Source organism: Nocardioides sp. CCNWLW239 (assembly GCF_037137035.1).
Taxonomy (GTDB): domain Bacteria; phylum Actinomycetota; class Actinomycetes; order Propionibacteriales; family Nocardioidaceae; genus Nocardioides.
In genome coordinates, this window is the sequence record NZ_JBBBNW010000002.1 from 1014072 (window position 1) to 1039626 (window position 25555).

The 25555-nt window shown below is 69.2% G+C and carries 22 protein-coding genes; 8 read left to right on the forward strand and 14 right to left on the reverse strand.

The annotated features are described in order from the left end of the window. Positions 1-906 precede the first annotated feature (906 nt). A complete protein-coding gene (locus WBG06_RS10690; protein WP_336736583.1) occupies positions 907-1521 on the reverse strand; it encodes a nitroreductase family protein in 615 nt (204 codons plus the stop codon). Between the two features lie 62 nt (positions 1522-1583). Continuing rightward, positions 1584-2219: a YitT family protein gene (locus WBG06_RS10695; protein ID WP_336736584.1), complete on the reverse strand. Its 636-nt coding sequence runs from the start codon at positions 2217-2219 to the stop codon at positions 1584-1586. Between the two features lie 301 nt (positions 2220-2520). Between WBG06_RS10695 and WBG06_RS10700 the strand changes: the two genes are divergently transcribed. Then, positions 2521-3822: a hypothetical protein gene (locus WBG06_RS10700; RefSeq protein ID WP_336736586.1), complete on the forward strand. Its 1302-nt coding sequence runs from the start codon at positions 2521-2523 to the stop codon at positions 3820-3822. A 61-nt stretch (positions 3823-3883) separates the two neighbouring features. Here WBG06_RS10700 and pntB read toward each other — a convergent pair whose 3' ends face one another. The 3 genes from pntB to WBG06_RS10715 all read right to left on the reverse strand — a co-directional run bounded on the left by pntB (position 3884) and on the right by WBG06_RS10715 (position 8131). Next, positions 3884-5284: a Re/Si-specific NAD(P)(+) transhydrogenase subunit beta gene (pntB, locus tag WBG06_RS10705; protein ID WP_336736588.1), complete on the reverse strand. Its 1401-nt coding sequence runs from the start codon at positions 5282-5284 to the stop codon at positions 3884-3886. A gap of 11 nt (positions 5285-5295) precedes the next feature. Then, a complete protein-coding gene (locus tag WBG06_RS10710) occupies positions 5296-6828 on the reverse strand; it encodes a Re/Si-specific NAD(P)(+) transhydrogenase subunit alpha (RefSeq protein WP_336736589.1) in 1533 nt (510 codons plus the stop codon). A 289-nt stretch (positions 6829-7117) separates the two neighbouring features. Beyond that, on the reverse strand, positions 7118-8131 hold the full coding sequence (locus WBG06_RS10715; protein WP_336736591.1) for a DUF2332 domain-containing protein: 1014 nt from the start codon (positions 8129-8131) through the stop codon (positions 7118-7120). A 134-nt stretch (positions 8132-8265) separates the two neighbouring features. Here WBG06_RS10715 and WBG06_RS10720 point away from each other — a divergent pair, with 134 nt between their 5' ends. Then, the gene (locus WBG06_RS10720) at positions 8266-9345 is read left to right on the forward strand and encodes a citrate synthase (protein ID WP_336736593.1); all 1080 of its coding nucleotides are present in this window, start codon (positions 8266-8268) and stop codon (positions 9343-9345) included. A gap of 25 nt (positions 9346-9370) precedes the next feature. On the opposite strand, the gene WBG06_RS10725 is transcribed toward WBG06_RS10720, so the two are convergent. Further along, positions 9371-10369 (reverse strand): aldo/keto reductase, encoded by a 999-nt coding sequence (locus tag WBG06_RS10725; RefSeq protein ID WP_336736594.1) that lies wholly within the window; start codon positions 10367-10369, stop codon positions 9371-9373. Positions 10370-10471: 102 nt separating this feature from the next. On the opposite strand from WBG06_RS10725, the gene WBG06_RS10730 reads away from it, so the two are divergent. From WBG06_RS10730 to WBG06_RS10740, 3 genes are all read left to right on the forward strand, one after another. Beyond that, a complete protein-coding gene (locus tag WBG06_RS10730) occupies positions 10472-11323 on the forward strand; it encodes a helix-turn-helix domain-containing protein (RefSeq protein WP_336736596.1) in 852 nt (283 codons plus the stop codon). Positions 11324-11682: 359 nt separating this feature from the next. After that, a complete protein-coding gene (locus WBG06_RS10735) occupies positions 11683-12945 on the forward strand; it encodes an HNH endonuclease signature motif containing protein (RefSeq protein WP_336736598.1) in 1263 nt (420 codons plus the stop codon). Between the two features lie 223 nt (positions 12946-13168). Further along, positions 13169-14518: an FAD-dependent oxidoreductase gene (locus tag WBG06_RS10740; protein WP_336736600.1), complete on the forward strand. Its 1350-nt coding sequence runs from the start codon at positions 13169-13171 to the stop codon at positions 14516-14518. An 81-nt stretch (positions 14519-14599) separates the two neighbouring features. On the opposite strand, the gene WBG06_RS10745 is transcribed toward WBG06_RS10740, so the two are convergent. Further along, the gene (locus tag WBG06_RS10745; RefSeq protein ID WP_336736601.1) at positions 14600-15013 is read right to left on the reverse strand and encodes a type II toxin-antitoxin system VapC family toxin; all 414 of its coding nucleotides are present in this window, start codon (positions 15011-15013) and stop codon (positions 14600-14602) included. A gap of 190 nt (positions 15014-15203) precedes the next feature. On the opposite strand from WBG06_RS10745, the gene WBG06_RS10750 reads away from it, so the two are divergent. From WBG06_RS10750 to WBG06_RS10760, 3 genes are all read left to right on the forward strand, one after another. Beyond that, positions 15204-16010: a class I SAM-dependent methyltransferase gene (locus WBG06_RS10750; RefSeq protein ID WP_336736603.1), complete on the forward strand. Its 807-nt coding sequence runs from the start codon at positions 15204-15206 to the stop codon at positions 16008-16010. A 31-nt stretch (positions 16011-16041) separates the two neighbouring features. Then, positions 16042-16797 (forward strand): Clp protease N-terminal domain-containing protein, encoded by a 756-nt coding sequence (locus WBG06_RS10755; RefSeq protein ID WP_336736605.1) that lies wholly within the window; start codon positions 16042-16044, stop codon positions 16795-16797. Positions 16798-16894: 97 nt separating this feature from the next. Beyond that, a complete protein-coding gene (locus WBG06_RS10760) occupies positions 16895-17896 on the forward strand; it encodes a hypothetical protein (protein ID WP_336736606.1) in 1002 nt (333 codons plus the stop codon). A gap of 55 nt (positions 17897-17951) precedes the next feature. On the opposite strand, the gene WBG06_RS10765 is transcribed toward WBG06_RS10760, so the two are convergent. The 7 genes from WBG06_RS10765 to WBG06_RS10795 all read right to left on the reverse strand — a co-directional run bounded on the left by WBG06_RS10765 (position 17952) and on the right by WBG06_RS10795 (position 25356). Further along, entirely contained in the window at positions 17952-18845 is an 894-nt protein-coding gene (locus WBG06_RS10765) for a dioxygenase family protein (RefSeq protein WP_336736608.1), read from the reverse strand. Beyond that, entirely contained in the window at positions 18845-19897 is a 1053-nt protein-coding gene (locus WBG06_RS10770) for a maleylacetate reductase (protein WP_336736610.1), read from the reverse strand. Before WBG06_RS10770 ends, WBG06_RS10765 begins: the two co-directional genes overlap by 1 nt. Before the next feature lie 27 nt (positions 19898-19924). Continuing rightward, a complete protein-coding gene (locus WBG06_RS10775; protein WP_336736612.1) occupies positions 19925-21715 on the reverse strand; it encodes an FAD-dependent oxidoreductase in 1791 nt (596 codons plus the stop codon). 119 nt (positions 21716-21834) lie between these two features. After that, positions 21835-22692, reverse strand: coding sequence for an alpha/beta hydrolase family protein (locus WBG06_RS10780; protein WP_336736614.1), 858 nt, complete (start codon positions 22690-22692; stop codon positions 21835-21837). 26 nt (positions 22693-22718) lie between these two features. After that, a complete protein-coding gene (locus WBG06_RS10785) occupies positions 22719-23777 on the reverse strand; it encodes a branched-chain amino acid ABC transporter permease (RefSeq protein WP_336736615.1) in 1059 nt (352 codons plus the stop codon). Further along, on the reverse strand, positions 23774-24640 hold the full coding sequence (locus WBG06_RS10790; RefSeq protein ID WP_336736617.1) for a branched-chain amino acid ABC transporter permease: 867 nt from the start codon (positions 24638-24640) through the stop codon (positions 23774-23776). The genes WBG06_RS10785 and WBG06_RS10790 overlap by 4 nt, the downstream gene beginning before the upstream one ends. Continuing rightward, positions 24640-25356 carry an ABC transporter ATP-binding protein gene (locus WBG06_RS10795; RefSeq protein ID WP_336736618.1) on the reverse strand — a complete coding sequence of 239 codons (717 nt, stop codon included), beginning with the start codon at positions 25354-25356 and terminating at the stop codon, positions 24640-24642. Before WBG06_RS10795 ends, WBG06_RS10790 begins: the two co-directional genes overlap by 1 nt. Between the last annotated feature and the right edge of the window lie 199 nt (positions 25357-25555).

The window sequence follows — 25555 nt, forward strand, 5'->3', positions numbered from 1 at the left end:
CGGAGGAGACGTCCTCACGGATGGCGTCGAGGCCGCCCGGCCACTCGTGACCGATCGTCTTCTCCAGGACGGGCAGCCCGGCGCGTACCTGCTTCTTGGCGAACTCTCGCCACTCCTTGTCGCCCGGGAAGCTCTGCAGCGAGACGTCGGTGTCGCCGACGGCGATCTTCTCCTCGTCATAGACCTTCGGGTCGCGCGCGGACACCCCGCCCTCGACGAAGTCGCCCTTCACCTTCCAGGTCGTCGTGCTTCCCTTGGTCTTGCTCTTGAAGCCCGCGACGGAGGTGGAGAAGTCCATGGACTTCGGAAGCACGACCTCGACGGTCACCGAGTTCTCGTCTCCGATGCCGAGGACGGGGAAGACGGCGTACCCCTTGCCGATCCGGATGTGGTTCTTCTTCGCCCGGATCGGGGCGCCCCGCAGCTCATAGGTCCAGGTGATCGTGCGGGACTTGCCGTAGTAGAGGTTCGGGAACGAGGCCGTCGCCACCGCCAGACCGGTGCCCTTGATCCGCTCGGTGCCGACCGCGAGCTTCGACCCGTTGCTGGTCGCCTTGACCTTCTTCGCCCCTGCGGGGATCGGGATGGAGTGACCGGTGAGGAAGTAGTAGGTCGTCGCCGTGCTCGGCTGCTGGTTGGTGACCGTGATCGTGGACTTCACCCGGACGGCGCCCTCGTCGAGCACGTATCGGGTGTGCGACGACTCGGCGACGCCGTCGTTGGGCGCCGCGACAGCGGCAGGTGGGGCCATCATCAGACCGGCGCCGAGCACCATCAGTACGACCAGCCCCGCCGCTGCACGCCGGAGCCGCGTCGCTCCCTCGCCACTTTTCACCCGGGAACCTTAGACCCATGCCCTGTCGGGTACACCGTTTTCGGTATATCCAGGGCATCTGACCCCACGCGTCAGGCCCAGGGAGTTCCCCACTTGTCGCCGTACGCGATCTCCTCGAGCGGGCGCCGGACGCGCTCGCGCAGCTCGCGTTCGGCATCGCTCGGATCGGCCTGCCCGGGGTCGCCGTGGAGGCCGACTGCGATCCCGGTCATGACCTTCCACCAGTCGGGTACGCCGAAGGCGGCGGCCACGGCCTCGTGGTCGAACCCGGCGAACTGGTGGGAGGAGAGGCCCATGGATGCCGCCTGGACGGTCAGGTGTGCTGCCGCCTGGCCGAGGTCGTAGTGGGAGTAGTCCGACCACTTCGGGCCGTTGCCGTCGGGGTCCACACCGACCTGGGCGATCGCGACGAAGACGGCCGAGGCCCGCGGCACCCAGCCGGAGTTGCCGCGCGAGAGGTGGCCCACGAACGTCTCGTGGCCCGCCGACCCCCGGGGCAGGACCAGGAACGACCACGGCTGGCTGTTGCCCGCGCTCGGCGTCCACCTGGCTGCCTCGAGGAGCAGCCTGATCTCGTCGTCGGCGAGCTCGTGGGCCGGATCGAAAACGCTCACCGACCAGCGGTCACGCAGGTGCTCGGTCAGATCCTCGGCGCCGGGCTGAGGCGCTCGCTTCGCGGCAGTCATGCCCTTATTCTGCAATGTCTGCCGATTTGATAGACAAACTGTCTCAGGAGTGGCCGGGCCGGTCAGGCGAGGTAGCGGCCGGGCCGGTGGTTGAACGCCAGGATGATGTTGAGGATGACCGCGCCGAGCGCGGAGAGCAGGACCGTCACCGGCGAGACGACGATCAGCGCGAGCAGGATGACGCAGATGTCGAGACCCATCTGGACGTACCCGGCCCGGAGGTTGAGCCGCTCCTGCAGGAGCAGAGCGAGGACGTTGAAACCGCCCAGCGAGGCACCATGGCGGAAGAGCACCAGGAGCCCGATGCCGGCGAGCAGGTTGCCGGCCACGACCCCGTAGACGGTGTCGAGACCGTCGAGCGGGAGCAGGTCGGCGTGGACCCGGGTCATCACCGAGACGGCGATGACGCAGAGCAGCGACCGCACCGTGAACCAGAGGCCCTTCTTGCTCAGCGCGAGACCGAAGAACGGCAGGTTGACCAGCACGAACAGCACCTCGAACGGCAGCCCTGTCCAGTAGCTCACCAGCAGGCTCAGACCGGCAGTGCCGCCGGTCACCGCGCCGACCGACTGGATCAGGTAGAGACCCAGCGAGGTCACCACGATGCTGGTCACGTAGCCGAGCACGTCCTCCACCAAGGTGTGGGGGACGCGGATCGACTCGAGGGAGTCTGCGAACGGCTCGGACACGACACTCATTCTGGGCGTCGCGTGCAGGCACCGCAGAATCGGTCGACACGAGACATGCATCACGTTCTCGCTGGTCAGCGGTGACCTGCCGGGTGATGATGTCCCCATGACTCAGTCGCCTCGGGACGACCAGCCACCACCGCCCTCGTCTCCACCACCCTCCTCTCCACCGCCACCTCCTGGCTCCTGGGTGCCACCGCCACCACCACCGCCGCCACCTGCGGGCGGTGTCTGGATCCCTCCGCCACCTCCGGGAGGTGCGCACGCCGGGACACCCCCGAACCAGCCGAACAAGCAGTCCCGGGCGGGCATGTGGGCGCTCGTCGCCGGTGGGCTGGCCGCGCTGCTCGTGCTCGTCGCGGCAGGGGTCGGGGCGTTCCTGGTCCTGGGTCCGGACGACGACGGTTCCGGCGGCAGCGACCTGGCGGCGACGGAGGGGACGAACAGCGACTTCGAGGCGGTGACCTCGGAACCCGCCCGGACCTGGTCCTGGAAGAGCGGCGACGAGGTCCGCTGGACGACGGTCGGGCCGGGGTTCACCGTCGTCCTGCTGGGCGGCGAGGCGGGCTTCGTGGTGCTCGACGACGACGGCAAGGAGATGTGGCGCTCCGAGCGCCACGACTACAGCGGGGTCTGGGTCAACGAGGAGACCGAGACGATCCAGTCGTCGTGGTACGGCCCGGTGACCGCCACCGCGGACGGCGACACCACCAGCGACAGCGGCTCGATCGTCTACGACTACGACGGCAAGATCCTGTGGAAGGACACCGACGACGATCGCTACCTCGAAGCGGTCGAGGAGGACGGCTACCTGGTCCACGACAGCGAGGACAAGACCCTCACGAAGCTCAGCGCGCCCGACGGACCGGGTGAGTGGAGCATCGACGGCGAGAACGTCACCACGACCGACGACTGGATCTACGCCATCGACGGCGACACGATGGCCCGCCACTCCCGCTCGGACGGCTCGGTCGACTGGAAGATCGACCTTCCGGCTGGCTGGAAGGGCCCCAAGCAGTGGTACGAGATCAATCTCCGCGCCAACGACGATCTCGTCGTGGTGGTGGGCCATGCGACGTACGGCTTCTCGGCGGACAAGGGCGCGGCGCTGTGGGAGGCCCCCGGCGAAGGGGTCATCACGGCGACCGCCGGCAACCGGTTCGCGGTGATCGAGGAGGGCACCTACGACCAGGCCCAGGAGATGACGATGCCGTCCAACGGGCCCTACCCGATCTACGACACCTCAGGAAAGGTCGGCTCGCTGTCGTTCTCGACCTCGACCCCCTACAGCGCGGTGCAGATGCTCCGGGTCGACGGCAAGGGCGATCAGGTCAACTTCAGCCCTGACGGCGGTGCGCTCTACGACGCGGCGGGGAAGCTCGTCGAGGAGGGCTACACCGACGGCTACGTGGCGCTCGACGACGGCTGCTACCTCCTTGACCGGGCCACGGTCTCGTTCCGGAAGTGGCACGACTCCGAGGACGCCTGGAGCCTGCCGATCACCGATGCCGAGTCCATCGGCGACACTGCGAACCACCGTGACATCTACGTCGACGTCGGCGACGGCTTCCTGGTCGTGAACGACAAGCACCACGTCTGGCGCTACGAATGAGCGCGTGTGGGGCGTACGGAATCCCGTACGCCCCACATCGCTGTCACAGGTCAGGCCCCGATCAGGCAGGCACCCGGGCGAGCGCGGCGACGATCTCGTCGACCCTGGTCTTGGCGTCGCCGAAGAGCATCTGCGTGTTCTCGCGGAAGAAGAGCGGGTTCTGCACGCCGGCGTAGCCCGCGGCCATCGACCGCTTGAAGACGACCACGTTCTTGGCCTCCCAGACCCGCAGGACAGGCATTCCGGCGATCGGGCTGCTGGGGTCCTCGGCGGCGGCCGGGTTCACGGTGTCGTTGGCGCCGATGACCAGGACGACGTCGGTCTCGGCCAGGTCGTCGTTGATCTCGTCCATCTCCAGGACGATGTCGTAGGGCACCTTGGCCTCGGCCAGCAGCACGTTCATGTGGCCGGGGAGACGGCCGGCGACCGGGTGGATGCCGAAACGTACGTCCACGCCCTTGTCCCGCAGGATGCGGGTGAGCTCGGCGACCGGGTACTGCGCCTGGGCGACGGCCATGCCGTAGCCCGGGGTGATGACGACGCTGGAGGCGCCGGCGAGGAGCTCGGCGGTGTCCTCGGCGTTGATCTCGCGGTGCTCGCCGTAGTCGACGTCACCGGCCGGGCCCGCCTCGATGCCGAAGCCGCCGGCGATCACCGAGATGAACGAGCGGTTCATCGCCTTGCACATGATGTAGGAGAGGTACGCACCACTCGACCCGACCAGGGCACCGGTGACGATCAGCAGGTCGTTGCCGAGGAGGAAGCCGGAGGCGGCCGCGGCCCACCCGGAGTAGCTGTTCAGCATCGAGACCACGACCGGCATGTCGCCGCCACCGATGGACGCGACCAGGTGCCAGCCGAGCGCCAGCGCCACGACGGTGACGGCGATCAGCAGCGGGAGGGTCGGGTCGATGACGTAGACGACCGTCAGGATCACGAAGACGACCAGGGCGCCGATGTTGATGACGTTCTTGCCGGGCAGCATCAGCGGCGCCGACTTCATCCGCGCGGAGAGCTTGAGGAAGGCGACGATCGAGCCGGTGAACGTGACCGCACCGATGAAGACGCCGATGAAGACCTCGGCGGAGTGGATGGCGCCACCGTGCACGTCGCCGGCGGCAGCCTCGAGGTGGCCGTTCCAGCCGATGAGGACGGCCGCCAGACCGACGAACGAGTGCAGCAGCGCGATCAGCTCGGGCATCCCGGTCATCTCGACGACCTTGGCGCGCCACAGGCCGATGACCGCGCCGACGGCGATCGCGGCGACCAGGATGACCACGGCGATGGTGGTGCCGCCGTCGACGACCTGGATCACGGTCGCGATCAGCGCCAGCGCCATGCCGGCGACGCCGTAGACCCAGCCCTGGGAGGCGGTCTCGTGCTTGGACAGACCTGCCAGCGACAGGATGAAGAGGAGAGCGGCGACCAGGTAGGCCGCACCTGCGATCGAGAAGATATCCATGACGTGTTGCCTCAGGCCTTCCGGAACATCGAGAGCATGCGACGGGTCACGGCGAAGCCGCCGAAGATGTTGATGCTCGCCAGCAGGGTGGCGATGCCCGCGAGCACCAGGACGACGTCGTCGCTGGCGGTCAGCTGGAGCAGCGCACCGACCACGACGATCCCGGAGATCGCGTTGGTCACCGACATGAGCGGGGTGTGCAGCGCATGGTGCACGTGACCGATCACGTAGAAGCCGATCACCACCGACAGCGTCAGCACGGTGAAGTGGCGGGTGATCTCAGCCGGGGCGACCGCGTTGAGCAGGAAGAGCGCGAGCGCACCGGTGCCGACCAGCGCGAGCTTCGCGCCGGCGGAGAGCGGCTTCTTCTCCTCCTTGACCGCGGCGGCCTCGGCGGGCGCCGCAGCGGCCGGGGCCGCCGAGACCTGCACCGGCGGAGGCGGCCAGAGCACACCACCGTCGTGCACGACGGTCAGGCCGCGCTGGACCTGGTCCTCGAGATCGAGAGCGAGCTCGCCGTCCTTCTCGGGCGTCACCAGCTTCATCAGGTTCACCAGGTTGGTGCCGTAGAGCTGGCTGGACTGCGCGGGGAGGCGTGCGGGCAGGTCGGTGTAGCCGATGATCGTGACGCCGTTGGGCGTGGTGACGACCTCGTCCTTGACGGTGCCCTCGACGTTGCCGCCCATCGCGGCGGCCATGTCGACGATGACCGAGCCGGGCTTCATGCTCGCCACGTCGGCCGCGGTGATCAGCTTCGGCGCCGGGCGGCCCGGGATCAGCGCGGTGGTGACGATGATGTCGACGTCCTGCGCCTGCTCGGAGTAGATCTCCGCGGCGCGCTGGTCGTAGGCCTCCGAGGTCGCCTTGGCGTAGCCGTCGGTCGACTTCTCGACCTCGACCTCGACCTTCAGGTATTCACCACCGAGCGACTTGACCTGGTCGGCGACCTCCGGACGGGGGTCGGTCGCGCGCACGATCGCGCCGAGCGAGCTCGCGGCGCCGATGGCGGCCAGGCCGGCCACACCGGCACCCGCCACGAGCACCTTCGCCGGCGGCACCTTGCCCGCGGCGGTCACCTGGCCGGTGAAGAATCGGCCGAAGTGGTGGGCGGCCTCGACGACGGCACGGTAGCCGGCGATGTTGGCCTGGCTGGAGAGGATGTCCATGGACTGCGCCCGCGAGATACGCGGCACCGCGTCCATCGCGAACGCGTCGACCTTGCGCGCGGCCAGGGCGTCGAGGAGCTCGGCGCTCTGTGCCGGCGCCAGCGGCGCGATCAGGGTGGCGCCGCTCTTCAGCAGCTCGACCTCTCCGATGGAGGGGGCGTTGACGCGGAACACCAGGTCGGCACCCCACGCGTCGGCGGCCGTGCCGATGCGGGCTCCGGCCTCGGCGTACGCCTCGTCGGTGAAGCTGGACGCCTCGCCGGCGCCACCCTCGATGACGACGTCGTAGCCCAGACCGGTCAGCTGTTTGACGGTTGCGGGGGTGGCCGCCACCCGGGTCTCACCAGGCTTCGTCTCTCGGGTCACTCCGATGAGCATCCTCGACTCCTTGGGTCTAGCTGCGCAGTGTCTTCAGTCTCCAGCAAGGTGGGATCCCGGTCAGCCGATCAGCGCGTGACCGATTCATGACCGGCACCGGTCCGGAACCCCACCGTGCTGGTTACCGGCCGGTAACGGTAGGACAGATCAGCACGTGGACACCAGGGTTGGCCGGTTGTATCGGTCCAAGACCTGTGGTCTTCCTCACGGTCTCACTGCCGAGCTCGCACCTGCGCTCGAGCGGTACGCCTCCATGGTCCCGGCTCGCTGCCGGATCCGGGAGTACCCACTATTTACTGGGGTACTCACCCGCAGGTTCGGGCGACACCCAGCCGAGCGCCGCGCCGTGACCCTGGAACCAGCCGAGCGCGCGTCCGTCGACCGCGAGACAGAAGTGATCGGCCGCGTACGGCCTCGGGGCCGTCACAGCGAGGGACGGGATCACTCGCGGCCCCTCGAGGCTGATCCAGTGACAGCGGCCCGCGGCAACCAGCGTACGCAGGCGGTTCTCGAGCTCGGCGCGATCGTGCTCGTCCAGGTACGCCGCGGCCGCGCTGTGATGGACCACCGGGGTCCCGCCCGAGGCGGCGGCGATCTCGATCGCCTCGTCCAACCGGTCGAGCATGTCGCCGGCCAGGAGGTGGGGCGGTTCGGCCCTGGTCACCTCGATCGCCGCGGCCAGGCGGTCTCGGCGCTCGTCGTGGCCCGGCCAGATCAACGTGAGGAGCCAACCCATGTCGTCCTCGTCGGTGACGTCGAGCGGGTCGAGGTCGATCCCGACGCGAGCGGTGATGCGCGGATGGCCGGCGGGGACCGGGACCGGTCCGGACACCGGGATCCGGAGCGTCGGCCCTCCCGACCCGAGCAGCTCGCCCGCGCCGCCCCAGAGATAGTCGTAGCGGTCCGGGTAGAGGCAGAGTCCGGCGCTGGCGCCGAGCTCGACGAGCGCGACCGGCCCGTCCCCGAGCATCCCGAGCGCGAGCGTCAGGGCGGTCAGCCGCGCGACCTCGTTGGTCTGCGTACGCCGGGCCAGGATCGTCTCGCGCACCGCCGGCCACTCGGGGCCGAGGAGCAGGGCCCGCAGGTCGTCGTACGGTCCGGGTGCCAGGCCGTGCCGGCGAGCGGCGGCGAAGACGAGGTTGGCCTGCTGCTTCAGCGGGGGCAGGCCGGACAGCCGCCGGAGCACCTCCGGGTCGTCGGCGACAGCGCTCGCCCAGGCGTGGTAGCAGGGCGAGGTGGACATCTCGGCGGCGTGGAGTCGGTAGCGCTCTTCGATGTCGGTCAGGTCGCTGGGCGGTTGCATGGTGTCTCCTCCTCGGAAATCCTCAGGTCCTCGAGCTTGTCGAGATGACCTCACCGTGCCGCTGCGGCCGAGACGGCGCGATGTCGATCGAGTCGACATGGCGCCGGAGCCGGTCCGTGGGCGAGAGTGGCTCCGTGACGGAGTGGATCACGACACGGGAGGCGGCGCAGCGCCTCGGGGTGAAGCGCACGACGCTCTACACCTACGTCAGCCGGAGCCTGCTCACTCGGCGCCGACGTGGCAGCGAGAGCCTGTTCGACCGCGCCGAGATCGACGCGCTGGCCAGCACCCGTCACCACCCCGGGTCCCCGCTCGGCGTGCTCCCGATGCGTTCGGTCCGCTCGAGCGTGAGCGAGGTGCGCGAGGGAGAGCTGTTCCTCCGCGGCGTACCTCTGGCCGATCTGGCCGACGAGCCGTGGGACGAGGTGGTCGACCTCGTCCTGGGCTCGGCTCCCTCGGTGGACGTCGCCGTCCCTGCCCACCTGACCGCGCTGCCGCTCCGCCGTCGCCTCCCGGCTCTCGCCCAGTGGGCGGGCTCGCAGGGCGAGCGGGTCGCGCCTGCCGAGGCCGCGGGCGTCGCCAAGGGCCTGCTCGACGCGGCCCCCGCCGTGCTCGGCGGTCACCCGGAGCCGGACGCGCCGGTCCCGTCGGGGATCTTCGCTGCGCTCGCCGGCCGTCCGGGCACCCCTCGCGAGGTGGCGACGCTCAACACCACGCTCGTGGCCCTCGTCGACCACGGCCTGGCCGCCTCGGTCGTGGCGGCCCGGGTCGCGGCCTCGGCGCGGGCCTCGGCGTACGACTGCCTGGTCGCCGGGTACGCCGCGCTCTCCGGGCTGCTGCACGGCGGCATCGGTCCCTCGGCGCTCGCCGTGCTGCGCGACGGTCCCCCGGCCGACCCGAGCAGCCCGGTCCCCGGGTTCGGGCACTGGCGTCATCCCGAGGGTGACCCGCGTGCCGACGCCGTCCTCGCTCGTCTCGCGCTCGTCGACGGCTCCGCGCCGGCCCTGGCCCGCCTCGACGACATCGCTTCCCGAACCGACCGCCGGCCGAACATCGACGGGGCGCTCGCGGCGCTCGTCCTCACCTGCGACCTGCCCGACACCACTGCGGAGGTCCTGTTCCAGATCGGACGTACGGTCGGCCTCGCTGCGCATGTCGTCGAGGAGTCCGAGGAGGACCCGCTCCGCTGGCGGGCCACGGATCCCACGGCCTGACCAGCTCAGCCCGCGCTCAGCCCGCTCAGCGCTCGCTGTCGAGCTGGCCCATGAACTGGGTGGGATAGCGGTCGCCACGGGCGGCACCGACCGGGACGGCGGCGTCGATGCGGGCAAGATCCGCATCGTCGAGCACGACGTCGTTCGCTCCGACCATGGACTCCACCTGGCTCACCCGGCGGGAGCCGATCACCGGGACGATGTGCTCGCCGCAGGCCGCGACCCAGGCGATCGCCAGCTGTGCCAGCGTGACGCCCTTGGCGGCCGCGATCTCCTCCAACGCCGTGACCAGCGCCCGGTTGTGGTCGAGGTTGTCGCCCTGGAAGCGCGGCATCCGGCCCAGCGAGCCGTCGACGGTGCCGCTGCCGCCGATCAGGCCACGCCCGAGGACGCTGTACGCCGTGATCCCGATGCCCAGCTCGCGGCAGATGTCGAGGATGCCGTTGGTCTCGATCCCCCGGCTGAGCAGGGAGTACTCGATCTGCAGATCGGCGATCGGGGCCACCGCAGCGGCCCGCCGGATCGTCTCGGCGCCGACCTCGCTCAGCCCGATGTGGCGTACGTAGCCCGCCTCCACCATCTCCTGGACCGCGCCCACGGTCTCCTCGATCGGCACCTGCGGGTCCAGGCGTGCGGGGCGGTAGATGTCGATGTGGTCGGTGCCGAGCCGTTGCAGGGAGTAGGTCAGCGAGGACTTGACCGCCTCCGGTCGTCCGTCGAACCCGGCCGGCATCCCGACCGGGGTGAGCAGGGCGCCGAACTTCACCGAGAGCACCACGTCGTCGCGGCTGCGCTCCCGCAGCGCCCGGGCGATCAGCATCTCGTTGTGCCCGGCGCCGTAGAAGTCGCCGGTGTCGATCAAGGTGCCGCCGGCGTCGAGGTAGGCGTGGATGACGCGTACGCCCTCCTCGTCGTCGACCGCGCCGTAGGCGCCGGAGAGGCTCATCCCGCCCAGCGCGGGGGAGGTGACCACGGGACCGTTCTTGCCGAGCTGTCGGCTGCTGAATCTGCTGAGTGTCGTCATGCCGTCCAGCATGCGACGACCTCGGACGGCGCGGCAGGCACGGCACATCCAGGGACGCGCCGTCCCTGGATAACCGCCGACGGCCGACGGATGATGGGGAGCGTGATCGACCGCCGCGAGCTCGCCGACTTCCTGCGCCGTCGCCGGGAGCTGCTCCGGCCCTCCGACGTCGGACTCCCGGACGGGTTGCGGCGGCGTACGCCCGGCCTTCGTCGGGAGGAGGTCGCCTCACTCGCCGGGGTCTCGACCGACCACTACACCCGGCTCGAGCAGGCGCGCGGGTCGGCGCCGTCGGCATCGGTGCTCTCCGCGATCGCTCGGGCACTGCAGTGCGACCTCGACCAGCGCGACCACCTCTTCTACCTCGCCGGGATGCCCCCTCCTCCGCGACGGGCGGGTCACTACGTACGTCCCGGGCTGATCGCGCTCGGACGGCGGCTGACCGACATCCCCGTCGTGATCTGCACCGACGTCGGCGAGATCGCGTGGCTCAACCCGCTCGCCACCGCACTGCTGCCACCGCTGCCCGACGAGCCCGGCCGCGGCCGCAACCTGATGTGGCGCTGGTTCACCCAGCCCGACCTGCGGCCGGCACCCTCGGACGACTGGGACCGGATGTCGGCCAACCATGTGATGGACCTGCGGGCGACGTACGCCCGGCGCGCCGGCGACCCGGACATCACCTCGCTCGTGCACGACCTTCTCGAGGTGAGCGAGGAGTTCCGCCGGCTGTGGGAGCGCCACGAGGTCGCCGTGCGCCGCGCGGACCTGAAGACGTTCGTCCATCCAGAGGTCGGACCGGTCGTCGTACGCTGCGAGGTTCTGCTCACCGAGGAGGGCGACGTGAAGCTGCTCGCCTACTTCCCGGCCGAGGGAACCGATGCCGCGGAGAAGCTCGAGCTCTTGCGGGTCATCGGGATCCAGCGGCTCTCGGGCGCTGGATCGTCTGGTTGAGCATCTCTTGGGATCCCCGTTGGGACGTTTCTCGTGGGGTTGGCTCTCTTTGGGTTGGCTCTCGCTGGGTTGGCGTGGGCCGCCGACCCCTCTTCGAGGGTCTTCTCGATCTGGACCGGCGTCAAGGACGGGCCTTCGGCCCGCCGGCTACGCCGGCCGCCTTCGGCGGTCCTGGACTCCGGACCAGATCGAGAAAAGATTTGGCTGGCTATCGGGGCGGCGGCCCGGGTGTGTCAACGAAGGGGAACGTCGTTCGCTCACCGCGAAAGTCAGTGATGACCTGCAAAAACAGGTGACTTCTGAAGGTGTTGCCGCGTATAATATCGAGCATCAGGCAGGCACTCCTGGAAGGAACTGCGATGAGTCTCGGGCGCGACATCGACCACTGGGGCACCCACCCCGGTGACGCGATCGACGCCGCCCTGCAGTCCATTGAGAACGCCGTCCAAGAGCTGTTGTCGACCGACCCGATCTACTGGCGCACCGAGCAGAAGAAAGACCTCCTCGAGCGGCTGGAGAAGCTTCAAGCCCAGCAGGCTGCGCTAAAGCTGCGGGTGCTTGCTGTGGCTGGTGATATCGCTGAGGAGACCGGGGCGAAGGACGCCTCGGGGTGGATGCTGACCGAACTGCTCGTCGACAAAGCGGAGGCCCGGTCGCAGATCAAACTGGCTGCCGGTGTCGCGAAGTACGACCTCGTCGCCGCCGGCCTTGCCGAAGGCGTGGTCTCCCAGGCCAAAGCCCACGTGATCACCCGCGCCCTGGACGCTGTCGAGGCCGACCCGGCCGCCAGTGTCGAGGACCTGGTCTTGGCGGAGAAGCTGCTGGTGGAGTACGCCACGGTGCACACCGCGAACGAGCTCAAGAACATCGGGAAGCGGATCCTGGTCGAGGTCGACCCGGAGCGGTTCGAGGCCGCCGAGGCCAAGGCGTTGCAGCGGGAGGAGGAGCGTGCCGCCCGGCGGACGTTCTTCTCTACGCGCGACAACGGCGACGGGACCATCGACATCCATGCCCGGGTCTCCCGTGCCGTGGGCATGCGACTGCGGACCATGGTCGATTCGCTGGCGCAGCCGAGGAAGTGGTCGGCCCTCGACAAGGGCCGTCACGTCCCGTATGACCGGCTCCTCGGTCAGGCGTTCGCGCGGATCGTGGAGACCTATGACGTGGAGAACCTGCCCAGGCATGGTGGGCATGCGACCACGGTGTTCGTCACGATGAGCATCGACGACCTCCGTGCTGATCTCGGCACAGCCGCCCTCGGCTTTGATGGGGAGAAGATCACCGCGGCCGAGGCCCGACGGATGGCCTGCAACGCAGATCTGGTCCCCGTCGTTCTCGGCACCGACTCCGAGGTCCTCGACCTCGGCCGCACCGCACGCCTGGCCCACCCGGTCCAACACCGGGCGCTACGACTCAGAGACAAGTGCTGCCAAGCCGAAGACTGCGATGCACCAGCGGCCTGGACCGAGGCCCATCATCTGAAACCTTGGGCCGACGGCGGCAGAACCGACCTCGCGAACATGGTGCTGTTGTGCCCGCGGGATCACCACAGGATTCATGACCCGAACTACGGGCACGAGCGGCTGCCGGATGGGCGGATCCGGTTCACCCGACGTACCTGAATCTCCACCACGACAAAGCGGGGCCACGTCAACGAGGCAGGCATGACGACACGCCGCACGTGTCAGAGATCACGTCTCCCGACCCACTGCAAACGAGAACACGTTCTAGAATTGAGCGTGAAACCCACGTACGGCCACATAACCACCTGGTGGAACGGATTCGGAGGGTTGCACACCCCCCTTTAGGCTTGCCTTAGTACTCCACGGAAGGTTGAACTCCCTTATGCGTGACATCCGCGTTGCGATCGTCGGTGCCGGCCCGGCCGGCATCTACGCTGCCGACATCCTCACGAAGGAGCACCCTGGTGCGCGCGTCGACGTCATCGAGCGCCTGCCTGCTCCCTACGGCCTGGTTCGTTACGGCGTGGCTCCTGACCACCCGCGAATCAAGGAGATCATCAAGGCCCTGAAGCGCGTCCTGAACCAGGACAGCATCCGTTTCATCGGCAACGTCGACTTCGGCACCGACCTCAAGCTCGACGACCTGCACCGGTTCTACGACGCCGTCATCTTCGCCACCGGCGCGATGGCCGACCGGGAGCTCAACATCCCGGGGATCGACCTGCCCCAGTCCTACGGCGCGGCCGACTTCGTCAGCTGGTACGCCGGACACCCCGACGTCTCGCGGGAATGGCCGCTCGAGGCGGAGGAGGTCGCTGTTCTCGGCGCCGGTAACGTCGCGCTCGACGTCGCTCGCATGCTGGCCAAGCCTGCCGACGAGCAGCTGGTCACCGAGGTCTCCGACAACGTCTACGAGGGTCTGAAGAAGAACCCCGCCAAGACGATCCACGTCTTCGCCCGCCGCGGCCCCGCGCACATCAAGTTCAGCCCGATGGAGCTGCGCGAGCTCTCCCACTCCCCGTCGGTCGAGGTCGTCGTCGAGGAGGAGGGCTTCGAGATCGACGAGGCCGGCGAGAAGGCGATCCAGAGCCACAAGGCGACCAAGCTGGTGGCCGACATCCTGCTGAAGTACATGGAGGCGCCGTCGGCCGGCAAGCCTCACAAGATCGTCATCCACATGATGCAGAACCCGGTCGAGGTCATCGGCGAGGACGGCCGTGTGGTCGCACTGCGCACCGAGAAGACCGAATACAACGGCGACGGCACCGTCTCCGGGACCGGCGAGTTCATCGACACCCCGGTGCAGGCCGTCTACCGCGCCGTCGGCTACCTCTCCGAGGCGCTCCCCGACGTGCCCTTCGACGGCGAGAACGGTGTCATCCCCAACGATGGCGGCCGCGTGCTCGACCTCAACGGCGAGCACATCAACGGGACCTACGTCACCGGGTGGATCAAGCGCGGACCGGTCGGCCTCATCGGCCACACCAAGTCCGACGCCAAGGAGACCATCGACAACCTCCTCCACGACCTCGACAAGCTCAAGCCCGCCGAGCTCGGCTCGCCGGCCTCGGTCCTCGAGCACCTGTCCGGCAAGGGCGTCGAGTTCACCACCATCGAGGGTTGGGAGAAGCTCGACAACCACGAGCGCTCCCTCGGCGAGGCGCAGGGCCGCGAGCGGATCAAGGTCGTCCCGCGCGACGAGATGATCCAGATCTCCAACGCCACCCACTGACGCACGACATACGCTGCGGGGCCGGTCATCTCGACAGGCTCGATACACCGCATCCACCAGGATGACCGGCCCGCTGCGTATCTACGCATCGGAGAAGGGGTTGTGAACGGCGACCGCAGTCAGCTCGAAGTCCTTGGTGTTCCTGGTCGCGACCGTGAGTCCGTTCTCCATGGCAGTCGCGGCGAGCAGTGAGTCGATCACCGGCAGGGGCCGGTCGGCGTTCAGATCACCCCACCGCTTCGCGACGTCGACCGTCACAGGAAGCAAGCGTTCCTGGTAATCCTGTTCGACTCCGTCGATCCACTCCAGCAAGGACCCCGCAACAGCGTCGCCCCGCGCCGCCAGTTTGAGCGCACCCTTGCGTAACTCGCCGATGGTCAACACCGATACATACAGATCGTCGTCCCGCTGGGCGGCAAGCCATCTGACGACCGCTTGATCGGGGCGTTTGCGCCGCACCTCGGAAACCACATGGGTATCGAGCAGGTAGGTCATATCAACTCGTCCAGGTCGATCTCACGAGGAAGCGGTCACGTTCGATGTCGAGATCATCGATCGTCGGTCCGTTGAGCAGATACTCGGCGAACGAGACCTTCGGCCTGGACATCCGGCGGTAATCGTCGATTTCAGCCCCAATCGTCAACTCACGGTTGACGACCCAGGACCGTCAACCTACAGTTGACGCATGACCGCTTCGGGATCCAACCCCGCACACCGACAACGGCAGATGGCCGAGTCGTTCGGTGCTGACGCCGACCGTTACGACCGCGCCCGGATGGCCTACCCCGACGAGCTCATCGCCCGGGTCCAGGAGCTCTCGCCAGGCCCTGAGGTCCTGGATGTCGGGTGTGGGACCGGGATCGAGGCCAGGCAGCTGCAAGCGGCCGGCGCGAGCGTGCTCGGCATCGAGCCGGACGCCCGGATGGCGGCGTACGCCCGTTCGCGCGGGCTCGTCGTGGAGGAGTCGCGGTTCGAGGACTGGGATGCTGCGGGGCGTACGTTCGACGCGGTCGTCTCGGCGCAGGCGTGGCACTGGGTCGACCCGGCTGCCGGCGCTGCGAAGGTGCGGGACGTGCTCCGACCCGGTGGGCTGTTCGCGGCCTTCTGGAACGTCTATGCGCCGCCCGCGCCCGTTGGTGATGCCCTTCTCGACGGACTGAGGACGGTCATGCCCGACCTCCCTCTCGACCCCGCTGCCATGAAGCAGGCGGACAAGACGTACGAAGAGGGCGCCCGGCAGGTCGGCGAGCGGTTCGTCGGGCTCGGCGGGTTCGCCGAGCCGGAGCCGTGGCGGTTCTCCTGGTCGCGCGACGTCTCGCGCGCGGAATGGCTCGACTTCGTGCCGACCCAGGGCCTGCTCACCCGGCTCTCCCCCGAACAGTGTGCGCCGGTGCTGGAGGTGGTCGGTGCAGCCATCGACGACCTCGGCGGCAGGTTCACGCTCAACACCGTCACGGTGGGAATCGCGGTCCCACTCCGGCGCGTGCCATGACCCGACAGTTCCGACCACCAAGGAGAAACGCATGACCAGCACACCGGACCCTGCCCTCAAGGCCGTACGCCTCGACACCCTCATCGACTCGATCAAGAAGGCTCGGACCGAGCCGCTGGACCAGCTCGCCGACGCGATGGTGGTCGGCGAGCACCTGGGTGAGGTGGCCGACCATCTGATCGGACACTTCGTGGATCAGGCTCGCCGCTCCGGCGCCTCCTGGACCGAGATCGGGACCCGGATGGGGGTGACGAAGCAGGCGGCGCAGAAGAAGTACGTCCCCAAGGCCGGCGAGGCGGCGCTCGACCCGAACGCCGGGTTCGCGAAGTTCACCCCGCGTGCCCGCACGGTGGTCGTCGCCGCTCAGGGGGAGGCACGGAAGGCCGCGAACGCGGAGACCGGCGTACCTCACCTCGTGCTCGGTCTCCTCTCCGAGCCGGAGGGCGTCGCGGGCCACGCGATCCGGGCACAGGGTGTGACCCTCGAGTCGGTACGTGAGGTGGCGACCGCGGCCACGCCGGAGCCCTACGGCGAGGTCGGCGAGATGATCCCGTTCACCGCCGACGCCAAGAAGGTGCTGGAGCTGACGTTCCGGGAAGCGCTGCGGCTCGAGCACTCCTACGTCGGGACCGAGCACATCCTGCTCGCCCTGCTCGAGCACGAGGACGGCGCCGGGATCCTCCACGACGCCGGCGTCGACAAGGAGGCGACGGAGCAGACCGTCATCTCGATCCTCGACTCCCTGAAGGTCGACTTCGCGACGGCCGACACCGACTCCTCGGAGTAGCCCGACCGAGGGCGCTACCTGATCTGGGGGACCGCCGGTATGTGCGCGCAGCACGTGCCGGCGGTCCGGCTATGTTCCGAGGATCTGGAGGTACGCCATGTCACGCCGTGCTGCACGTCTTGCCCTCGGCATCGTCCTGGCCGCCGCTGTCGTCACCGTCCCCGCGGCGGTGACGTCGCCGCCGGCCGAGGCGGGCTGCCGGCCCGCGCTCAAGGCGCTGACGCTGTCCAGGAGCAGCGTGGTCGGCGGAGCGTCGACCACCGCCACGGTCACCCTCACCTGCCGGACACCCAGGCGCACCGCGGTCAGGCTGTGGGCCAGCACGGGCATCCGGGTCCCGGCGTACGTCTATGTCTCCACAGGCCGGAGCACCGCCAAGGTCACCGTTCGGACCTCGCCGACGGCGGTCCGCAGCAGCGGCCGGGTCAAGGCCGTCCACCGTCAGGTCGTACGTCGCGCGGCACTGGTCCGCTCGGTGACCCCGTGCCATCCCACGCCGGTGCCGACCGCCGTGGCGCTGCCGTCGTACGTCCACGCCGGCCAGGCCGCCACCGGGACGGTGACGCTCGACTGCGTCGCCAAGACATCCCTGGCGGTCGGCCTCACGTCGAGCTCGTCGTGGGTCGCGGTCCCGGGCTCGGTCACCGTCGCGGCCGGGCGGCGTACGGCGTCGTTCAAGGCGCTCACGAAGGCACCGTCGGTCGGGTCGCTGCCTGCGTTCGCCGTGACGATCCGGGCCACCCGCAACCAGAAGAGCGCCGCCCGGGTGATGCAGGTGCGGCCGGAGATCCGCCCGTTCCGGGCCGGGGACCGGTTCACCGTCGACGAGCCGGTCCTGACCCCCGAGGGAAGCGACGGCTGGGTGCGTGGAACGCTCCGGATCACCCTGGACCATCCGGCGCCGGCGGGTGGGCTCGTCGTGAACGGTTCGGTCATCGCCGAGGGCGAGACCTCGACCGAGGCGACGATCTACCACCACCCGTATCCGGCCGACTCACGGGTGACCGACCACCTGATCATCACCACGAACCCGTCCTCCGGCTCCGGCGACGTCCTCGTCCGCGAGGAGTTCACCTACACCGTCCGCCCGGCGCCCTGAGGATCCCTGACGCGCTCGAGCAACACCCCTGTGCCCGACGCACGCCAGGGACGTCTCAGACCCCGGCGGGCGCGAGCACGATGTCGAAGCGCACCTGTGACCAGGTGCCGTCGACGGCTCGACCGTCCGGCGTCGGTGTCCCCGCGGCCTGCCGCTCGAACTTCTTGATCAGCGACTCCTTGACGCCGAAGACGGTGTCCTTCCAGCCGATCGGGTCGCCCTCCGGGAAGATGTGGGTGACCAGCGTGCGGCAGCCCTCGTGGGTGACCATGAAGTGCAGGTGCGAGGCGCGGAGCGGCGAGCGTCCGACCGCGGTCAGCATCTTGCCGACGGGGCCGTCGTCGGGGATCGGATACGGCGTGGGCGTCAGGCCCCAGAACCGGTAGCCGCCCTCGTCGTCGGTGAACAGGTGCGCCCGCGCGGCCCGGGCACCGGCGTCGCGCTGGACGTCGTAGAGCCCGTCCTCGTCCGCCTCCCAGACCTCGATCCGCGCTCCGACCAGCGGTTTCCCGTCGGTGTCGGTGACGGTCCCGGTGACCCAGCAGGGCTCGCCCGGGGCTCCGAAGGCCATGTCCCCGCCGAGCTCGATCGCCGGGGAGTCCTCCACGAAGAACGGCCCGAAGACGGTGGCCTCGGTCGCGTCGGCGTACGCCTCGTTGTTGATGTTGATCGTCTGCATCGAGGCGCCGAGGGTGTCGGAGAGGAGGATGAACTCCTGGCGTACGTCGTCGGTGATGTGGCCGGCCTGGGTCAGGAACTCGATGGCCGCGGCCCACTCGTCCTCGGTGAGGCGTACGTCGCGGATGAAGGCGTGCAGGTGGCGCGTCAGCGAGACCATGACCTCCTTCAGGCGCGGGTCCTCGCAGTTGTCGAAGGACGCGACCACGGTGTCGACCAGGGTCTGCTCGACCGCCTGCTGCTCCGGCGATACGTCGGCTCCGTCGCTCATCAGCTCTCCTCTCCCGCCCACGCCGCCCTCAGCAGCGCGGTCAGGTTCTCCTCGGTGACCGGGGTGGGGTTGTTGTCGGGGATGGCGGCCATGATCGGGGCGACCGCCTTGGCGATGCCGTCCTCGGGCATGCCGTAGTCCTGGAGCGCCTTCGGCGCGTCGAGCGTCGTACGCAGCTCCGCCAGCCCCGCCACGGCGCTCGGCGCGCCGAACGCTGCTGCCATCCGCGCCTCCGCCTCGGGGGCGTTCGGGCCGTTGAACGCGAGCACGTGCGGGAGCACGACCGCGTGGGTCTGGGCGTGCGGCAGGTTGAACATGCCGCCGAGCACGTGACAGATCTTGTGGTGCATGCCCGACCCGGCGGAGGTGAACGAGACCGCGGCGAGGTAGGCGCCGTAGAGGGTCTGCTCGATCCCTGCGATGCTCTCCGAGTCGGCCTTGACCAGGGGAAGCCCGGCGGCGAGCCCCCGGATCCCCTCGGCGGCGTTGACCCGGTCGATCGGATCGACCCGCGGCCCCCACATCGCGTCGACGCAGTGGGCGAGCGCGTTCAGCCCGCTGGCGACGGTCATCTCGCCGGGCAACGTGGTCAGCAGGGAGGCGTCGTAGACGACCGACCGCGGCAGGACGCGGGCGTCGATGCCGGTCGTCTTCGTCTCGCCCGAGGTCAGCCCCCAGACGTTGGTCGCCTCGGACCCGGCGTACGTCGTCGGGACCGCCACGATCGGCAGCCCCGTGGTGAGCGCGACGGCCTTGGCGAGGCCGGTGGTCGAGCCACCGCCGACGCACACCAGCGCGTCGACCGCGGCCTCGGCCGCCCGCTCGCGAGCCCGCTCGGCGACCTCGACCGGCACGTGCATCACGACCTCGTCGTGGTGCAGCGCGACCGGGACGTCGGCCGTCACCCGGGCGGCGAGCTCGGCCTCGCGCTCGCCGGCGAAGACCATCACCCGCCGCGCGCCGAGCTCGTCGATCTCTGCGGCCACCGCAGCGGGCGCCTCGCCGGTGGCGAAGCGGACCCGCTGCGGGAGCGAATCATGCGTGAACTTCATGTGTTCCCCCCGCTCGGACCGGATCTATCAGGCCTTGCCCAGCAGCGTCGCGACCGCCTCGCCCAGCGCTGCGCCGGGGTCCTCGGGCAGCGACATGGCGCGCCAGGCGATGTGCTTGTCGGGACGTACCAGGATCGCGCCCGACTCCTCGACCTCACGGAGCTTGGCCCAGTCGAAGTAGAGGTCGGTGACCGGACGGCCCGGGCCGATGACGACGGTCTGGAGCGGGATCCCGAACTTCGTCCGGGCCGCTTCGGCCGCGTCCTCCCACGCCTCACCGGCGACGCCGGTGATCAGCGTCCATTGGGTGTAGGGCGCCAGGTCGAGCATCGCGTGCTTCTCGACGTTGTCGCCGACCCAGGCGTGCGGCAGGTGAGCGCCGGGCGAGGTCGACATCCGGTGGTAGAGGTCCTCGTCCTCGGTCGGCGCCGGCCGGGTGCCGTCGGAGAGGACCGCGTTGGACTCGTAGAACTGGCCGAGCTCGACGCCGTGGGCGTTGAACTCGTAGTTCTTGCGCTCCATCGCGGTGACCAGGGCGGCCCGCTTGGCGGCACCCTCGGGGGTGTTGGCCTTGCGCTCCTCGATGGCCTTGGCCATCTCCTCGCCCTCGAGGCCGACGACGCCGAGCGCCTCGAAGAGCTCGCCGAACTCGCGCGCGGACTGGTTGGCGCGGGTGACGATGCGCTTGGCGACCGGCGCGCGCTCGGCGGAGTAGGACTCCAGCAGCGACGGCTCGGCGTACCCCTGCAGCACCGCAGCGAGCTTCCAGGCCAGGTTGTAGGAGTCCTGGATCGAGGTGTTGGAGCCGAGGCCGTTCGACGGCGGGTGCCGGTGGATCGCGTCGCCGGCGCAGAAGACGCGGCCCTTCTGGGCGTGCGTCGCGTACATCTCGTTCACGCCCCACAGCGAGTAGCCGGTCACCTCCGGCTCCAGGTCGGGCATCCCGAGCAGGTCGCGGATGACCTTGACCGCGTACTCCTCGGTCAGCTCCGGCGGCGGCTGGTTGATGTCATAGCCCCACACGATCAGCCACTCGTCCCACGGACGGACCATCCGGACCAGGCCGGTGCCGATGCCGCCGACGTTCGAGCCCGGCTGGATGACCCAGTAGAGGACCGAGGGACGGTGGTCGACGAGTTCGGAGAGGTCGGCCTTGAAGGTGATGTTCATCGACCCGGCGATGTCCATCGCGCCCTCCATCGGGAGGTCGATGTCGGCGCCGACCTGGGTGCGAGCCCCGTCGGCGCCGATCAGGAACTTCGAGCGGATCTTGTATTCGTGCCCCGTCAGCCGGTCGCGGGCGATCGTGGTGACGCCCTCGTCGTCCTGGACGTGGCTCAGGTATTCGGTGGAGAACCGGGTCTGGGTGCCGCGCTCGGTCGCGTTGCGGACCAGGATCGGTTCCAGGTAGGTCTGCGGGATGTCGACGGTCAGGCACGGGCTGGCCAGCTGGTAGTCGGCCTCGCGGTCGGGGCGGGTGCCCCACGTACGGATGCGGCCGATCTCCTCGCCGGCGATGCTCGTGCAGAAGACGGTGTCACCGACCAGCTCGTGCGGCGTCGCGTCCGCCAGCACCTGCTCCTCGATGCCGAGGTCGCGGAAGATCTCCATCGCACGCTGGTTGGTGATGTGCGCCCGCGGGGTGTTCGCGGTCCAGCGGTACTTCGTGATCATGATGTTGTCGACACCGAGCTCGCTCAGGAAGAGCGCGGCGGACGCACCGGCCGGGCCGGATCCCACGACGAGTACGTCGGTGGTCACGACATCCTCGGTCTCCGGGATCTCGGTCTCTTCCTGGCCGTCGTCGAAGACTGGCATTTCCTCACCTTTCCGAGACCGCGGTGGGGTGTGTGATCGCAGTCTCAGGGCGAGTCTTACCGTCCCGCTCGGGCAGCATCAAAGATGGGCACGCGGGTTGGCGGAAATGCGTACGCGACTCAGCTGTCGAGAGGCAGCCACGCCTTGACCGCGGCGATGGTCGAGTCCGGCTTGCGAGCCCACTTGAAGTGGTCGATGCCGGGCTCGTCCAGGTGCACGCGCGCGACCTCGAGGCCCGGCATCCGCCGGTGGATCTCGTCGACCGTCTCACTGGGTGCCAGCCAGTCGCCCTCGATGGAGACGATCAGCGCGGGCTTCGCCACGGTGCGCATCAGCGGGGTGACGTCGCGTGCCGGTCGCCCGAAGCGGAGCCGGCCGGTGCGTGCGTACCTCGCCCATTCCTTCATCAGGGTGCGCGCCTCGCGTCCGGCGAACCTGAGCTGCTTGCCGGGGAAGTGGCCGACGACCCGGCCGACGAGGCCCATCACCTGGCTGGCGACCAGGAAGCCCGGGCCGTAGTTGCGCCAGTAGGGCGTCTGCGAGGCGACGTAGACCAGTCCAGCGACCCGGTCGTGGTGCAGCGCGGCGTAGGCGCTGGCGGCCTGGCCGCCGAGGCTGTGCCCGAGGACGTACGCCGCACCGGCCGAGGCCGGGACCAGCTCGCCGAGACGGTCGACGGCGGCGGCGATGTCGTCGACCAGGTCGGCGTAACCGAAGTCGTAGTCCCAGCCGGCTACGCGCCCACCGAACTCCTCGTGACCCCGCTGCTCCATCCGGCCGACGTTGATCCCCGCCTCCGCGAAGGCCACGATCAGCTTGTCGTAATAGCCGGCCGGCATGCCCATCGCGGGCACGACCAGCAGGGTCGGCGCTTCGGGGTCCGCCGCACGGACCACCGTCAGCGTGAAGCTGGTGCCCTCGGCACGCTCGATGACATGGGCCTCGGGGATGATCCTGGGGGCGGAGGTCTGGGTCACTCAACCAATGTTACTCGTCAGTAAGCTCACCGAGAATCCCGTCCGAAATCCACAGACTGGGCCTCTTGTGGAGAAGCCTGTGGATAAACCCTGTGACCGACCGGGAAGACCTCGTAGCGACCCCGCGTCGCCAGCCCCCAGAGGCCTCGCGGGGCCAGCAGGACGACGGCGATCGCGACGGCACCGAGCGCGATGAGGTACCAGGTTCCGTACGCGTCCAGCAGCTGCTGCAGCGCGAAGAAGATCACCGCACCCAGGATCGGGCCCTCGATCGTCCCCAGGCCGCCGATGACGACGATGAAGATCATGAACGCCGTGTATTGGACCGAGAACATCGAGTCCGGCGAGACCCGCAGGCCGTTGACCGCGATCAGTGCGCCCGCCAGCCCCGCGCCGCCGGAGGCGGCGACGTAGACGATCCGCTGCGAGCGTCGCACGGCGACCCCGAGCGACGCCGCCGCCACCGAGTCGTCGCGGATCGCGGTCAGACCGAGTCCGAGGCGCGAGCGCATCAAGAGGTACGTCGCGAGCACGACGAGCACGGCCAGCCCGAGCGCCAGGTAGTAGACGGTCGCGATCCGGGTCACCCGGTCGACGCCCTGGAACGCGGTGAGCGAGAGGCCGGAGCCGCCGCCGAAGCCGGGGAGCTCCTGGGTGACCAGCTTGAAGACCTCGGCCACCACCCACGTACCGATCGCGAAGTAGCCTCCGACCAGCCGGAACAGCAGGAACGACGTCGGTACGGCCAGGGCGGCGCAGACCACGCCGGCCGCCACCACCGCCACCGGGACCGGCAGTCCGACGACGTCGGCGAGCTTGATCACGCCGTAACCACCGGCGCCGATGAACGCCTGCTGCCCGATCGAGACCAGACCGCCGTAGCCGGCCATCAGGTTCCAGGTCGTGCCGAGGATGATCAGTGCGAAGAGGGTGACCAGGTTCGTCACGTCACCCGGGCTGAACACGAACCAGGGCGCCGCGGCCAGGAACACCACGACCGCGGCCAGGACACCGCCGCCGGCCAGCGACGGCCAGCCGCCGCGTACGACCTTCAGGTCTTGCGGAGCGAGGGTTGAGGTGCTCATGCGACGACCGCCTTCGGGAGCAGGCCCTGGGGCCGGAACAGGAGCACGACCAGGAAGACCAGGTGGCCGGCGAGGACGCCGTAGGCCGGGTCGATCTGGGCGCCGACGGTCTGCGCGACGCCGAGCACGAGCCCACCGAGGAGCGTGCCCCACAGCGAGCCGAGCCCGCCGATGATGACCGCCTCGAAGGCGAAGATGAGGACCAGATCCCCGTACGTCGGGCTGAACTGTGTCGACATGCCGAGGAACACACCGGCCAGGGCGACGGTGCCGATCGCGATGGCGGTGGCGAGGGCGTACATGTGCCGCTCGTCGATGCCCATGAGCGTGGCCGCCTCGGGGTCGTCCTTGGTCGCGCGCATCGCGCGGCCGGTGCGGGTGTGGGAGAGATAGAGCTGCAGCCCGACGATGACGCCGATCGCCACCACGAGCGTGATCAGCGAGAAGACGCCGAGCCTGAGCGGGCCGAGCTCGACCGATGCCGTGGACAGGTCGCCGATCGAGATCTTGCGGGAGTCGGCCGTGAAGATCTCCTGGAGCAGGTTGGCGCCGATGACGGCCAGGCCGAACGAGACCAGCAGAGGCGACAGCTCACCGTGGCGCAGCGCCGGGTTGAACAGGCCGCGCTGGATCGCGTAGCCGACCGCGGCGAGCACCGGGATGACGACGACGATCGTGAGGAACGACGGCATCCCGGTCTGCTGGACGAGCCAGAACGCGAGGTAGGCCGCGGCGACCGCGAGGACGCCGTGGGCGAGGTTGACGATCCGCATCACCCCGAAGATCAGACTGAGACCGCAGGCGAGGAGCGCGTACTGCCCGCCGAGCAGGAGTCCCTGGAGGACCGCGTTGATCCAGTCCATCACCCGGCCTCCTGTTCATCGACCCCGAAGTACGCCGCTTGGACCTGCTCACGGGTGACCTCGGCTGCTGCTCCTTCGAGGACCGTGCGGCCCTCCAGGAGGCACTGCACCCGGTCGGCCACCGTGAGCGCCTGGGTGAGGTCCTGCTCGACCACGAGCACCGTCGTCCCCTTTCCTGTGATCGTGGGGAGAGCCTTGTAGATGTCGGCGATCACGACCGGAGCGAGACCGAGCGAGACCTCGTCGAGGAGGAGCAGCTTCGGGTTGGCCATCAGCGCCCGGCCGATCGCGGTGGCCTGCTGCTCGCCACCGGACAGATGCGCGCCGCGGCGTTCGCGCTTCTCGGCGAGGAGCGGGAACGCGTCGTAGACGGTCGCCAGATTCCACGGACCGGGTCGGCGGCCGTAGGCGCCGACCTTGAGGTTCTCCTCGACGGTCAGCGAGGCGAAGATCCGCCGTCCTTCCGGCGTGAGCGCGATGCCTTCCCTGACTCGCCGGTGGGCCGGGGTGTGCGAGACGTTGTGGCCGTTGAACCGGATCTGGCCGGCGCTCGGCCGGAGCAGCCCGGCGATCGTCTTCAGCAACGTCGACTTTCCGGCGCCGTTGGCGCCGATCACGGCCAGCGTCTCGCCCTCGGCGACGGTCAGGGTGATGCCGTGCAGGGCGCGGAAGTCGCCGTAGCTCACGTCGATCGCGTCGACTTCGAGCAGGGTCATCGGTCTCCCTCGAATGCTGACCGAGGTAACTCGGTGAACGGGTGCTGGTTTCGTGGAACTCCGCGAGGGGAGTGGACGCGGACCGAGTTACCTCGGTGGGCATGCCGCGGGTCGTCCCGGGATGCTGACCGAGGTACGTCACTGAGCTCGCACTTCCCTCGTGGAACTCCACGAAGGCAGTGACCACCGACCGAGTTAC

What these genes read in the sequence shown, in the direction of transcription:
- WBG06_RS10690 (WP_336736583.1), bottom strand. Translation starts at nt 1,521, where the DNA reads ATGACTGCCGCGAAGCGAGCGCCTCAGCCCGGCGCCGAGGATCTGACC.
- WBG06_RS10695 (WP_336736584.1), bottom strand. Translation starts at nt 2,219, where the DNA reads ATGAGTGTCGTGTCCGAGCCGTTCGCAGACTCCCTCGAGTCGATCCGC.
- WBG06_RS10700 (WP_336736586.1), top strand. Translation starts at nt 2,521, where the DNA reads ATGTGGGCGCTCGTCGCCGGTGGGCTGGCCGCGCTGCTCGTGCTCGTC.
- pntB (WP_336736588.1), bottom strand. Translation starts at nt 5,284, where the DNA reads ATGGATATCTTCTCGATCGCAGGTGCGGCCTACCTGGTCGCCGCTCTC.
- WBG06_RS10710 (WP_336736589.1), bottom strand. Translation starts at nt 6,828, where the DNA reads ATGCTCATCGGAGTGACCCGAGAGACGAAGCCTGGTGAGACCCGGGTG.
- WBG06_RS10715 (WP_336736591.1), bottom strand. Translation starts at nt 8,131, where the DNA reads ATGCAACCGCCCAGCGACCTGACCGACATCGAAGAGCGCTACCGACTC.
- WBG06_RS10725 (WP_336736594.1), bottom strand. Translation starts at nt 10,369, where the DNA reads ATGACGACACTCAGCAGATTCAGCAGCCGACAGCTCGGCAAGAACGGT.
- WBG06_RS10735 (WP_336736598.1), top strand. Translation starts at nt 11,683, where the DNA reads ATGAGTCTCGGGCGCGACATCGACCACTGGGGCACCCACCCCGGTGAC.
- WBG06_RS10740 (WP_336736600.1), top strand. Translation starts at nt 13,169, where the DNA reads ATGCGTGACATCCGCGTTGCGATCGTCGGTGCCGGCCCGGCCGGCATC.
- WBG06_RS10745 (WP_336736601.1), bottom strand. Translation starts at nt 15,013, where the DNA reads ATGACCTACCTGCTCGATACCCATGTGGTTTCCGAGGTGCGGCGCAAA.
- WBG06_RS10750 (WP_336736603.1), top strand. Translation starts at nt 15,204, where the DNA reads ATGACCGCTTCGGGATCCAACCCCGCACACCGACAACGGCAGATGGCC.
- WBG06_RS10755 (WP_336736605.1), top strand. Translation starts at nt 16,042, where the DNA reads ATGACCAGCACACCGGACCCTGCCCTCAAGGCCGTACGCCTCGACACC.
- WBG06_RS10760 (WP_336736606.1), top strand. Translation starts at nt 16,895, where the DNA reads ATGTCACGCCGTGCTGCACGTCTTGCCCTCGGCATCGTCCTGGCCGCC.
- WBG06_RS10765 (WP_336736608.1), bottom strand. Translation starts at nt 18,845, where the DNA reads ATGAGCGACGGAGCCGACGTATCGCCGGAGCAGCAGGCGGTCGAGCAG.
- WBG06_RS10770 (WP_336736610.1), bottom strand. Translation starts at nt 19,897, where the DNA reads ATGAAGTTCACGCATGATTCGCTCCCGCAGCGGGTCCGCTTCGCCACC.
- WBG06_RS10775 (WP_336736612.1), bottom strand. Translation starts at nt 21,715, where the DNA reads ATGCCAGTCTTCGACGACGGCCAGGAAGAGACCGAGATCCCGGAGACC.
- WBG06_RS10785 (WP_336736615.1), bottom strand. Translation starts at nt 23,777, where the DNA reads ATGAGCACCTCAACCCTCGCTCCGCAAGACCTGAAGGTCGTACGCGGC.
- WBG06_RS10790 (WP_336736617.1), bottom strand. Translation starts at nt 24,640, where the DNA reads ATGGACTGGATCAACGCGGTCCTCCAGGGACTCCTGCTCGGCGGGCAG.
- WBG06_RS10795 (WP_336736618.1), bottom strand. Translation starts at nt 25,356, where the DNA reads ATGACCCTGCTCGAAGTCGACGCGATCGACGTGAGCTACGGCGACTTC.